The sequence below is a fragment of the Geomonas sp. genome (assembly GCF_056994735.1).
Window position 1 is genome coordinate 1 of sequence record NZ_JBXKJL010000156.1, and the last position, 11,681, is coordinate 11,681.

Here is an 11,681-nt window from a genome sequence, read left to right on the forward strand (position 1 = left end):
GGCTCAAAAAGCTGGGGATGACGCTCGAGGAGGCGCAAAAGCTGGAAAAACGGCTCAAAAGCGTCGAGAAGAAGCTGAAAAAGGTCGAGCAGGAGTCCGGGTTCCATGCCAGCGAGCTTGCAAGCGCCATCAAGGCGATCGACGAAGGAGAGCGCAAGGCCAAGTTCGCCAAATCGGAGCTGGTGGAGGCAAACCTCCGCCTTGTCGTCTCCATTGCCAAGAAATACACCAACCGCGGTCTGCAGTTCCTCGATCTCATCCAGGAGGGGAACATGGGGCTCATGCGGGCGGTCGACAAGTTCGAGTACCAGCGCGGCTACAAGTTCTCGACCTACGCGACCTGGTGGATCCGTCAGGCCATCACCCGCGCCATCGCGGACCAGGCCCGCACCATCAGGATCCCGGTGCACATGATCGAGACCATCAACAAGCTGATCAGGACCAGCCGGCAGCTGGTTCAGGAGATCGGCCGCGAGCCCTCCCCTGAGGAGATCGCGGAGCGCATGGCCCTGCCGCTCGACAAGGTGAGGAAGGTCCTGAAAATCGCCAAGGAGCCGATCTCCCTCGAAACGCCGATCGGTGAGGAGGAGGATTCCCATCTTGGCGACTTCATCGAGGACAAGGGCGTGGTTTCGCCGCTCGAGGCAGTGATCAAGGCGAACCTCTCCGAGCAGACCTCAAGGGTGCTCTCGACCCTGACTCCGCGCGAGGAGAAAGTCCTCAGGATGCGCTTCGGGATCGGCGAGAAGAGCGATCACACCCTGGAAGAGGTGGGCCAGGACTTCGAGGTCACCAGGGAGCGCATCAGGCAGATCGAGGCCAAGGCGCTGAGGAAACTGCGCCACCCCAGCCGGGCCAAGAAGCTCAAGAGCTTCGTTGAATAGCCCAAAGGCCGCACCGGACAACGGCGCGGCCTTTGCTTTTCAGGCAAGAGAAAAGCTTTCACGCAGAGTGACGCAGAGAAAAAGACAAAGCGGACCCACGGGAAAGGTCAAGAGCTCTCCTGAGGAGAGTTGGCTCTCCCAGCAACAAACGAGGTGAATGATGCAGAAAAAAGCCGTCATCCTTTACAGCGGCGGGCTCGATTCCACCACCTGCCTGGCCATCGCCAAAGACGAGGGGTTCGCCCCCTATGCCATAAGCTTCAGCTACGGGCAGCGGCATAGCCACGAGCTGGAAGTCGCCAAGCGCAATGCGCGTCCGCTCGGCGCGGTCGACCACCTGCTGGTCGATTTCGACCTGAGGAAGATGGGAGGGAGCGCCCTCACCTCCGACATGGAGGTCCCCAAGGAAGGGGTGGGCGACGATATCCCCGTCACCTACGTCCCTGCCCGCAACACGATCTTCCTTTCCTTTGCCTTGGGCTGGGCGGAGACGCTCGACGCCTTCGATATCTTCATCGGCGTCAACGCGCTCGATTACTCCGGCTACCCGGACTGCAGGCCCGAGTTCATCGCCGCTTACGAAGCCATGGCCAACCTGGCCACCAAGGCGGGAGTCGAAGGGGGAGGAAGGTTCAAGATCCACACCCCGCTCATCAGCCTCACCAAGGCCGAGATCATCAAGAAGGGAATCTCCCTGGGCGTCGACTACGGCCTCACCCACTCCTGCTACGACCCGACTGAAGATGGCGCCGCCTGCGGACTGTGCGACTCCTGTCGCCTCCGTCTCAAAGGATTTGCCGAGGCGGGGGTTACCGATCCCGTCCGGTATGTGGACAAGTAGACTCGGGGGATTTTTCCGGGAACAGGTGGTAAGGTAAGAGCCAACGATAATTTGCGCCAGCATTCGCCGGCTGGAAGGTGAAGAGTACTCATGTCAAACAAGAAAGATAAAGTTGAAGTCCCGGGATCGACGGGGGAGAGTTCCGCCGCCGCTGAAGGGCAGACCACTCCAAGATTATCGAAGCAGCTCTCAGACGTGCAGCTCACCCGGGACACCCGCAACATCCCCATCAGCAAGGTCGGGGTGAAGGACATCTCCTACCCCATCGTGGTCATGGACAAGAACAGGTCCTTCCAGAGCACGGTCGCCCGCATCAACATGTACGTCGACCTGCCCCACCACTTCAAGGGAACCCACATGAGCCGGTTCGTGGAGATACTCAACACGTACCGGGAGGAGATCGCCCTCGACAAGATGGAGATCATCCTGGCGAGCATGAAGCAAAAGCTGGGCGCCTCGAGCGCGCACCTGGAGATGGAATTCCCCTACTTCATCGAGAAGTCCGCCCCGGTCTCCCGCGCCAAGAGCCTCATGGAGTATACCTGCACCTTCAGCGCCTCTCTCTCGGACAGCTTCGACTTCGTCCTGGGCGTCAAGGTCCCCGTCACCTCACTCTGCCCCTGCAGCCGGGAGCTCTCCAGCTACGGAGCCCACAACCAGCGCTCCATCATGACGGTGCAGGTCCGCTACAGCGAGTTCATCTGGATTGAAGATCTGATCGAGATCATCGAAGAGTGCGGATCATCCCCCGTCTACTCCCTCCTCAAGCGGGAAGACGAAAAATTCGTCACCGAACGGGCCTACGAAAACCCGCGCTTTGTGGAGGACATGGTCCGGGAAGCGACAGTCCGGCTGCTAAACACCGAGAATATCACGTGGTTTTCAGTAGAGGCAGAAAACTTCGAATCCATCCATAAGCACTCGGCCTATGCCGCGATAGAGAGATCAAAGTCTTAACCATCTCTTGAAGTCAAGGCTTTGACTGTGGATAACTCTGTTGAAAAACCCGAAAACTGTGGACAACGCTACATTTACCGCCTCATTTAACCCCTTTAAGACACCCACTTCTAATGAAACGTGCCGTCGCCATCTTCGCCAAAGCTCCAGTTCCCGGTCGCGTGAAAACGCGGCTGACCCCTCCCCTATCCCCGGAGGAGAGCGCCGCCCTTTACCGCTGCATGCTGCTCGACACCGTCACCAGGGTCCGCAGCCTGAGAACCGATACCTTCATCTTTTACGACGGGGATACCGCGTTCTTCCGGCAGGCATGCCCGGGGCTGCCATTGATTCCCCAAAACGGTGAGTGCCTGGGGAAACGACTGGAGCATGCCTTCACCACCCTCGATTCGAAGGGATACCGCGCAACCGTCGTCATAGGCACCGACGCCCCTGACCTCCCCGTCGGGTTCATCTCGCAGGCCTTCGATGAGATGGAGTCGGGAAAGGACGTCGTCTTCGGACCTGCGGAAGACGGGGGGTACTACCTCGTCGCCCTCAACTCTCCTTGTGCCGATCTTTTCCGCGGCATCTCCTGGTCGACGCCGCAGGTGCTGGAACAAAGTCTCGAGAAGGCAAAAAACGCCGGTCTCGCCCCGGCCCTCCTCCCGACCTGGTACGACGTCGACTGCATCGATGATCTTTACCGCCCCGGCCTCAGCGACGCTCATAGCGGCGCTCCCCTCACGCGCCACTTCATCTCCGGCCTCGACCTGGCCATCCTCCGCGCTGCGGATGCGGTCTAAACCGGTGCAGATATGACGGCCTCGCCTCTCTCCATTCTCAAGGAAGTCTTCGGCTTCGAAAGCTTCCGTTCCCCGCAGCAGGAGATCGTGGAGAAGGTGATCTCCGGCGGAGACGCCTTCGTCCTCATGCCGACCGGCGGCGGGAAGTCCCTCTGCTACCAGGTCCCGGCACTTTGCCTCCCCGGTACCGCGCTCGTTGTTTCGCCGCTCATTTCGCTGATGAAGGACCAGGTGGACGCCCTGCGCGAAAACGGCGTCGCCGCCGCCTGCTACAATTCGGCGCTAGGCGAGGCAGAGTCGAGGAGAGTCCTGGCCCAACTGCACGCAGGCGAGCTGAAACTTCTCTACGTGGCTCCGGAGCGGCTGCTGAGCGACGGCTTTATCGATCGTATCAAGTCTCTCCCCATCTCCCTCTTCGCCATCGATGAAGCCCATTGCGTTTCCCAGTGGGGGCATGACTTCCGCCCTGAGTACGCCCAACTCGGCGCGCTGAGGGAGATCTTCCCGTCCATCCCGATGATCGCCCTCACCGCCACCGCCGACCACCAGACGAGGAGCGACATACTTTCCCGTCTCGGCCTCGCCGGCGCCACCTGCTATATCGCCGGCTTCGATCGGCCCAATATCAGGTATTCCGTCATCGAGAAGAGCAAGCCCTTCAACCAGCTCACCGCCTTTCTGGCCAGCCGCAGGGAAGAGGCAGGCATCGTCTACGCCCTTTCTCGGAAAAGGGTGGAGGAGGTGGCGAAGAAGCTCGAGGCCGCCGGTTTTAAAGCCGCGCCGTATCATGCCGGACTCCCCGACAAGGAGCGCCACAGGGTCCAGGAGGAGTTCCTGAGGGATGACCTGAAGGTGGTGGTCGCGACGGTCGCCTTCGGCATGGGGATAGACAAGTCGAACGTCCGCTTCGTGGTCCATTACGACATGCCCAAGAGCATCGAAAGCTATTACCAGGAGACCGGCCGCGCCGGGCGTGACGGCCTGCCGGCGGACGCGCTCCTTCTCTTCGGTTACGGCGACATAGCCATCTCCCGGGCACTGATCGAAAACGGGGGGAACGCCGAGCAGAACAGGATCGAGCTGCACAAGTTGAACTGCATGACGGGGTTTGCCGAGGCTCAGACCTGCCGGCGGAGAGTACTGCTGGGATATTTCGGCGAGCGCCTGGAAAAGGAGTGCGGCAACTGCGACATCTGCCAGAGTCCTCCCGAGAGGTTCGATGCCACCGAAGCGGCCAGGAAGGCACTCTCCTGCGTCTACCGGGTCGGCCAGCGCTTCGGGATGGGACACGTGATCGACGTGCTGCGCGGTTCGCAGAACCACCGCATGCTGGAGCTCAAGCACGACAGGCTCTCCACCTACGGCATCGGTAAGGACCTGTCACAGGACGCCTGGGGCAACCTTTTACGGCAGCTCGTGCACCTGGGATATCTCGAGCAGGATGTGGCGAATTTTTCGGTGCTGAAGCTGACTGAGCGGGCGCGACCCCTTTTGAGAGGTGAGGAGCGACTCGAACTTGCCCGACCGAGGGACACGCGGGTTGTGGAGACCAAGACGGCGGCGAAGAAGCCGAGCTACGACGACGCCCTCTTCCAGGAACTCCGCGCCCTGCGCAAGGAGATCGCCGACGAGCAGCAGGTCCCGCCGTACGTGGTCTTTGCCGATGCTACGTTGGCCGGGATGGCCGCACAGATGCCGAAGGACAAGTGGGAGTTGTTAAAGATAAGCGGCGTGGGCCAGCACAAGCTTGTCAGGTATGGAGATGCTTTCCTGAGGGTGATCAAGGCGCACCGGCAGGGTGATCCGGCCGAGTCCGAAGAGAATGAGCCCGACGAGACGTAAAAGAGGCCCTTCTCCCTCCGGTAGGGTTAGGATGAGGGCACGCCACGGAGCAGCACCGGCAACCGTAACGTCAGCTTCCCTCACCCGGCCAGCGGCCATCCTCTCCCGCGGGGAGAGGGAAAATGCTACTTCATAACCTCCAGCAGGTAGCCGCTGTTCGACAGGTGCCTGATGACATCCTGGATATGCTCCCCTCCCCTGGTCTCCAGCTCGACCAGCACCTCGGTTTTTCCTATGGGCAACGACTTCGAGCGACGGTCATGGGTGATGATGGAGATATTGGCCCTCGCCTCCGCGATCTCGGCGGCCAGCCTTGCCAGCGCTCCCGGCACGTCATCGAGCTCCACCTTCAGCTTCAGATAGCGCCCTGCCGCCAGGAGGCCCCTCTCGACCACTACCGCGATGGTCTTGACGTCGATGTTGCCGCCGGAAAGAAGTGCCACCGTCTTCCCCGAAAGCCGCTTCACCCTCCCGTTCAGGAGCGCCGCCAGTCCGACCGCCCCCGCCCCCTCCACCATCAGCTTGTTCCTCTCCAGCAGCGAAACGATGGCCTGGGCTATCTCCTCTTCCTCGACCAGCACCACCTCGTCGACCAACTCGCTCACCACGGGGAAGGTGCCGCTCCCTGCGGTCTTCACAGCGATGCCGTCAGCAAGGCTGGCGTGGATCGGGACCGTCACCACCTTCCCCTTCTGCAGAGCCAGGTGCATAGACGGTGCTGCGGAAGATTCCACCCCGATGATCCTGACGTGCGGGTGCGTCTCCTTGATGGCACGGGCGATGCCCGCTATCAGCCCTCCGCCGCCTATGGGAACGAGGAGGTTGGCCAGGTCAGGGAGGTCCTCCAGCAGTTCCAGACCGATGGTCCCCTGCCCCGCCATCACCAGCGGGTCGTTGAACGGGTGCACGAAGAGTGCTCCGCTGACCTCGGCCTGTTTGAGGGCCGCGGCACAGGCCTCGTCGAAATTCTTCCCCTCCAGCACCACCTCCGCGCCGTAATCACGGGTGGCGAAGACCTTCTGCGGCGGCGTGCTCTCCGGCATGTAGACCGTGGCCCTGACCCCGAGGAGATCGGCGGAAAAGGCCACCCCCTGGGCGTGATTTCCCGCCGAGGCGGTGATGACCCCGCCGGAAAGCGCCTGACGTGACTGGGCGGTCATGAAGTTCAGCGCGCCGCGGATCTTGAAGGCGCCGGTCCTCTGCAGGTTCTCGCACTTGAAATAGAGCGGCAGGCCGAGCCGCTCGCTGAAATGTTGGGCGTGGATCAGCTCCGTGCGACGCACCCTCTTCTTAAGTCTGTGGGCCGCGTCGAGGATCAGGTTGTAATCGAGCATTAGCTACCGTCCGAAAGGGATTAGTGATGGTGGTCGTGGGTGCTGCATACGCCGTCGTGGCAGTGGTGGTGCGGGTGCGCGTGTGCGTGCGCAAGCGAAGACGCACGCGGGCGATGGCGGAACTGCTTGGCGCCCTGTACAGGGGTGCAGCGGACCGTCTCCAGCTGGAGCGTGGTGTGGGAGATGTGGAAGCGCTCGAAGAGCCGCTCCTCGATCTTCCTGATCAGCCCGCCATGCTCCTTGACCCCGGCGGGGACGACTACATGGCCGGAAAGGGCGATGATATGGGAGCAGATGGTCCAGATATTGACATGATGGACCTCTTCCACCCCTTCCACCTCACCGATCGCAGCGGTCACCTGGTGCACGTCGATGTTGGCGGGCACCCCCTCGAGGAGGATATGGACCGCCTCCCGCACCACCCGCCAGGAGCCCCAGAAAATGACGAAGCCGATACCTATGGAGATCACGGCATCGAGGAGGTACCAGTTGGTGAAGTACATGATGACACCGCCTACGATGACGCCAACGGATGCGGCTGCGTCCCCGATCATGTGGAGAAAGGCGCTGCGCACATTGAGGTCGTCATGCGAGTGCCCATGAAGGGCGCCGGCGGCGAAGAGGTTCATGGCCAGGCCGACCGCGGCGATGATCATCATCGGGAGGCTCTTCACCTCTTCCGGACTGGTGATCCTGCCGATCGCCTCGTAGCAGATGATGGCCGCGATCAAGAAGACGGTGGCGCCGTTGATGAAGGAGGCGAACACCTCCATCCTGTGCCACCCGAAGGTGCGCGTGTCGCTGGCAGGATAGGAGGCGAGCTTGATGGCGCCGAGGGAGAGGAGCAGCGCGAAGAGGTCGAGGAAGACGTGGGCCGCGTCGGATAAAAGGGCCAGGGAGTTGGTCCAGAGCCCCCCGGCCAGTTCCGCGATCAGGGTCGCCCCGGTGAGAAAGATGGCGTACTTGAAACGTCCCGCTATGCTTTGGTCCAGATGGGTCTCGGCGTGCATGATGTACCCCGGCGGGAGTCGTCCACTCCCCTTTTCCTGGTACCTAGAAGCCGACGGCCGCTTTCAGCGAGTACGTCGGGCGCACCTGGTACTCCACCTCGCCGGTGATGGCGAAGAATGGGAGAGGTGACACCTTTACGCCCGCGAAGCCGCGTGGCTGCCAGATATCTTCGGTTTTCAGAGCAGCACCGGCAGTGGCAGTGATGGTCTTGAGGTTGCCGGTCGGCTTGCTGTTGATCCAGTTAGCCCCCACCCCGGCGTACGGAGTGAGGAACAGGATGCCCTTGCTGATGGATGCGTCGACACCCGCGGTCTGGAGGTCAAGATCTTTGACCCCGGCCAGTCTCGAATAGGTGGCGCGGATGCCGAGCGCCGGAGTGGCAACGCCACCTTCCAGGATCGCCTTGCTCACCTCGAAGCCGTAAAGCTTTATGTTCGAATCGGGAACATACGAGTACATGGCGCCCACGTTGATGCCAAGCGGGAGCCCCTTGCGGGCGCGCAGCTTGGGAAGGAAGAGGAAGGACGGCGCGTCCCCGGCGAAGGCCTTGTCCCAGTAGTTGTTGTTTCCGCTTTTGATATCCACGGCAGAGACCTCGATCCCGGCATCGAATCCGGTAAGGCCGAGGGGTTCAGCCGTCGCCGTGTTCTTGAAGGAGATGGCGGCGCCTGCCTCCCTGGAGAGGTCTTTGAACTCGCTTTGGGTGATCGGAGCTTTGAATCCCAAGTCCTTTGCCATTGCCTGAGTCCCTCCCAAAACAGCCAGGGATAAGGCCAAAACGATAATCTTTTTCATACTGCCCTCCGCTTCATTATATTCCAAGTTGATTCGATCTTAGCAGAGGCGCCTAGTTCGGTCAATGAGTTACGCGGTTTGCCGCCTTGCAATTTTGCGGATATACTGATATCTTCCCGCGAAAACCATGCTGGAGGTCTCACCAAATGGAAGCAACTCACCACCGTCTCATCATCCTCGGATCAGGTCCTGCCGGATACACCGCTGCCGTCTATGCAGCACGGGCCAACCTGAACCCGCTCCTCATCACCGGGCTGCAGCAAGGGGGGCAATTGATGACCACGACGGAGGTAGATAACTGGCCGGGCGACCCGGAAGGAGTGCTGGGCCCCGAGCTGATGCAGCGGATGCATGAGCATGCCGAGCGTTTCGGCACCCAGATCATCTACGACCACATAAGCGAGGCGCAGGCAATGAAGCCCCCCTTCGTCCTCAAAGGCGACAACGGCACCTACAGCTGCGACGCGCTCATAATAGCAACGGGAGCCTCGGCAAAATACCTCGGCCTCCCCTCCGAGCAGAACTACAAGGGGCGCGGGGTCTCCGCCTGTGCTACCTGCGACGGCTTTTTCTATCGCAACAAGCCTGTCGCCGTCGTCGGCGGCGGGAGCACGGCAGTCGAGGAGGCCCTCTATCTCGCCAACATCGCCAGCCACGTCACCATCGTTCACCGCAGGGACCGCTTCCGGGCCGAGAAGATCATGGTCGACCGCCTGATCGAAAAGACGCAGAACGGCAACGTCACCATCGAGTGGAACCAGAATCTCGAGGAAGTGCTGGGAGATGAAGGTGGCGTCACCGGCATCAGGATCCGCCATGCCAGCGGCTCGGACAAGGTCATCCCGGTCCACGGCTGCTTCATCGCCATCGGCCATACGCCGAACACCGCCATCTTCCAGGGACAGCTGGAAATGGACGAGGGGTATATCCGGACCTGCGGTGGTAACGAGGGGAACTGCACCAATACCAGCGTGCCCGGCGTTTTCGCCGCGGGCGACGTGCAGGACAGGATGTACAAGCAGGCCATCACCTCCGCCGGCACCGGCTGCATGGCGGCACTCGATGCCGAGCGGTACCTGGAGTTGCTGAAGTAGCAGGTTTGGGCTGGAATCAGCCCGAGGAAACACCAGTCGAGCGAAGATACTACTTTGTCGCAGAGCCCACCGATCCCGCCACCTGAAAGGTTGATCCTGGAGTTCTCATGCTCGCAAAGGTCCTCTCCAGCGCGCTGCTAGGCATTGACGCCATCCTCATCGACGTCGAGGTCGATATAGCGCAGGGCCTGCCGCAGCTGGCGACCGTCGGCCTGCCGGAAGGCGCGGTCAAGGAGAGCAAGGACCGGGTCAAGGCAGCGCTGAAGAACTCCGGATACGACTTCCCCAACAGAAAGATAACGGTCAATCTCGCCCCCGCCGACGTGAAGAAGGAGGGGGCGTCTTTCGATCTGCCGATGTCCATCGGCATCCTGGCGGCGACCGCCGTGGTCAAGCCGGAGTTGCTGCAGCGCTATGTACTGCTGGGGGAACTGTCGCTGGACGGCGGCGTGAAGCCGGTACGCGGGTGCCTCTCGGTTGCCGTGGCGGCGCGGGAAGCGGGTCTCGCAGGGATCATCATCCCTACCGATAACGTCGGCGAAGCGGGAGTCGTCGAGGGGATCGAGGTTATCGGGGTCACCGAGCTGTCCCAGGTGGTCGGGTTCCTGAACGGCACGAAGGCGATCACTCCGTACGATGCTGACGTGGCGGAGCTCTTCAGCCAAGGGGGAGAAGCAGGCGACGACTTCAGCGAGGTGAAGGGGCAGGAGCACGCCAAGCGGGCATTGGAAGTAGCCGCGGCCGGGTCGCACAATCTCCTGATGATCGGCCCGCCAGGCTCCGGGAAAACCATGCTGGCGAGGCGCATCCCTTCCATCCTCCCCCCCATGCTCTTCGAGGAGGCGATCGAGACCACCAAGGTTTACAGCGTCATGGGCCTCCTGGAGCGCGACCACGCGCTGATCTCCACCCGCCCCTTCCGCTCCCCCCACCACACCATTTCCGACGTCGGCCTCATCGGCGGCAGCAACACCCCGAAACCCGGCGAAGTCTCACTCTCCCACAATGGCGTCCTCTTTCTGGACGAGCTTCCCGAGTTCAAGAAGCACGTCCTGGAAGTCCTGCGCCAGCCGATGGAAGACGGGAAGGTCACCATCTCCCGTGCCCTTTCCTCCGTCACCTATCCTTCCCGCATCATGCTCGTCGCCGCCATGAATCCCTGCCCCTGCGGATACCAGGGCGATCCGGTCCATCTCTGTTCCTGCACCCCCCTCATGATCCAGCGCTACCGCTCCCGCATCTCAGGTCCGCTCCTGGACCGCATCGACATCCACATCGAAGTGCCAGCGGTGAAGTACCGCGACCTTGCCGACCGCGGCGAGAGCGAGACCTCGGCGGAGATCGCGGCGCGCGTGGCGCGCTCGCGTGAGGTGCAGAAAGAGCGCTTCAAGGGGACGAAGGTACGCTGCAACGCGCAGATGACAGCCCGGATGATCCGCAAGTTCTGCGAGCCCGATGCCGCCGGAAGCCGGATGCTCGAAGTCGTCACCGACCGTCTCGGCCTCTCCGCCAGAAGCTACACCAGAATCCTCAAAGTCGCCCGCACCATCGCCGATTTGGAAGGGAGCCCGGGTATAACCGAGCAGCACATTTCCGAGGCCATCCAGTACCGCAGCCTGGACAGGAAGACGGGGTGAGCTCGCGGAAGACGCCTAGTCGCCAGGTTGCGCTGGCTCAGATAATGTAGAATCAGCAGGTTAAGCCCCAATTTCGGGATTCCGAAATTCATCGGTTTCAAGAGCTCCTCTTAGCCCATGAATGATCCAGTCCAGGAAATTCTATTTCAGCTCGCTTCCCGATTCCGTCTTGCAATCTTGAGGAGCAATCCGTCAACGTGCTCTTTGGTGACATTTCATGACTTCCCCCATGGCGCTTGCAGCGACGCGTCACTTCTATTGGCAAAATACCTTCAGGTCAACAAATGCGGCCGTTCTTTCTATGTGCTTGGGGAGCGCCATAGTCGTCGTCACGCATGGCTCCAACTGGACGAATTCATCATTGATATCACAGCAGACCAATTCGATGACCAAGATGCTGGGGTCATCGTCAGTAGCGACAGCTCCTGGCACTCCTCCTTCAATGGCAAAATCCACAACGTTGCCGACTTTTGCTTGTATGATCGCCATACAGTCTTCGAA

General features: G+C 61.1%; 11 protein-coding genes. 7 read left to right on the forward strand and 4 right to left on the reverse strand.

Annotated elements, in window-relative coordinates; genetic code table 11:
• From rpoD to recQ, 5 genes are all read left to right on the forward strand, one after another.
• Positions 1-884, forward strand: an 884-nt coding sequence (gene rpoD, locus AC11W3_RS07405; protein WP_484092743.1) for an RNA polymerase sigma factor RpoD, incomplete at its 5' end; no start/stop codon positions are given.
• A 160-nt stretch (positions 885-1,044) separates the two neighbouring features.
• Positions 1,045-1,725 (forward strand): 7-cyano-7-deazaguanine synthase QueC, encoded by a 681-nt coding sequence (gene queC, locus AC11W3_RS07410; protein ID WP_484088743.1) that lies wholly within the window; start codon positions 1,045-1,047, stop codon positions 1,723-1,725.
• A 90-nt stretch (positions 1,726-1,815) separates the two neighbouring features.
• A complete protein-coding gene (folE2, locus tag AC11W3_RS07415; RefSeq protein ID WP_484088744.1) occupies positions 1,816-2,682 on the forward strand; it encodes a GTP cyclohydrolase FolE2 in 867 nt (288 codons plus the stop codon).
• 113 nt (positions 2,683-2,795) lie between these two features.
• Positions 2,796-3,467, forward strand: coding sequence for a TIGR04282 family arsenosugar biosynthesis glycosyltransferase (locus AC11W3_RS07420; protein WP_484088745.1), 672 nt, complete (start codon positions 2,796-2,798; stop codon positions 3,465-3,467).
• A 12-nt stretch (positions 3,468-3,479) separates the two neighbouring features.
• Positions 3,480-5,309 carry a DNA helicase RecQ gene (gene recQ, locus AC11W3_RS07425; protein WP_484088746.1) on the forward strand — a complete coding sequence of 610 codons (1,830 nt, stop codon included), beginning with the start codon at positions 3,480-3,482 and terminating at the stop codon, positions 5,307-5,309.
• Positions 5,310-5,434: 125 nt separating this feature from the next.
• On the opposite strand, the gene ilvA is transcribed toward recQ, so the two are convergent.
• Genes ilvA through AC11W3_RS07440 form a run of 3 tightly spaced genes read right to left on the reverse strand, consistent with a single transcriptional unit; the run spans position 5,435 to position 8,449 of the window.
• Complete coding sequence (gene ilvA / locus AC11W3_RS07430) at positions 5,435-6,643, reverse strand: threonine ammonia-lyase (protein WP_484088747.1); 1,209 nt, start codon at positions 6,641-6,643, stop codon at positions 5,435-5,437.
• 20 nt (positions 6,644-6,663) lie between these two features.
• A complete protein-coding gene (locus AC11W3_RS07435; protein WP_484088748.1) occupies positions 6,664-7,653 on the reverse strand; it encodes a cation diffusion facilitator family transporter in 990 nt (329 codons plus the stop codon).
• A gap of 43 nt (positions 7,654-7,696) precedes the next feature.
• Positions 7,697-8,449: a hypothetical protein gene (locus tag AC11W3_RS07440; protein WP_484092744.1), complete on the reverse strand. Its 753-nt coding sequence runs from the start codon at positions 8,447-8,449 to the stop codon at positions 7,697-7,699.
• A 146-nt stretch (positions 8,450-8,595) separates the two neighbouring features.
• On the opposite strand from AC11W3_RS07440, the gene trxB reads away from it, so the two are divergent.
• A complete protein-coding gene (trxB, locus tag AC11W3_RS07445) occupies positions 8,596-9,543 on the forward strand; it encodes a thioredoxin-disulfide reductase (protein WP_484088750.1) in 948 nt (315 codons plus the stop codon).
• Positions 9,544-9,650: 107 nt separating this feature from the next.
• Entirely contained in the window at positions 9,651-11,180 is a 1,530-nt protein-coding gene (locus tag AC11W3_RS07450) for a YifB family Mg chelatase-like AAA ATPase (protein ID WP_484088751.1), read from the forward strand.
• A 255-nt stretch (positions 11,181-11,435) separates the two neighbouring features.
• On the opposite strand, the gene AC11W3_RS07455 is transcribed toward AC11W3_RS07450, so the two are convergent.
• Positions 11,436-11,681, reverse strand: a 246-nt coding sequence (locus tag AC11W3_RS07455; RefSeq protein ID WP_484092745.1) for a hypothetical protein, incomplete at its 5' end; no start/stop codon positions are given.

Bases quoted from the DNA above. Each gene is read 5' to 3' on its own strand.
- folE2 (WP_484088744.1), top strand. From the start codon at position 1,816: ATGTCAAACAAGAAAGATAAAGTTGAAGTCCCGGGATCGACGGGGGAG.
- recQ (WP_484088746.1), top strand. From the start codon at position 3,480: ATGACGGCCTCGCCTCTCTCCATTCTCAAGGAAGTCTTCGGCTTCGAA.
- AC11W3_RS07440 (WP_484092744.1), bottom strand. From the start codon at position 8,449: ATGAAAAAGATTATCGTTTTGGCCTTATCCCTGGCTGTTTTGGGAGGG.
- AC11W3_RS07450 (WP_484088751.1), top strand. From the start codon at position 9,651: ATGCTCGCAAAGGTCCTCTCCAGCGCGCTGCTAGGCATTGACGCCATC.
- ilvA (WP_484088747.1), bottom strand. From the start codon at position 6,643: ATGCTCGATTACAACCTGATCCTCGACGCGGCCCACAGACTTAAGAAG.
- trxB (WP_484088750.1), top strand. From the start codon at position 8,596: ATGGAAGCAACTCACCACCGTCTCATCATCCTCGGATCAGGTCCTGCC.
- queC (WP_484088743.1), top strand. From the start codon at position 1,045: ATGCAGAAAAAAGCCGTCATCCTTTACAGCGGCGGGCTCGATTCCACC.
- AC11W3_RS07435 (WP_484088748.1), bottom strand. From the start codon at position 7,653: ATGCACGCCGAGACCCATCTGGACCAAAGCATAGCGGGACGTTTCAAG.
- AC11W3_RS07420 (WP_484088745.1), top strand. From the start codon at position 2,796: ATGAAACGTGCCGTCGCCATCTTCGCCAAAGCTCCAGTTCCCGGTCGC.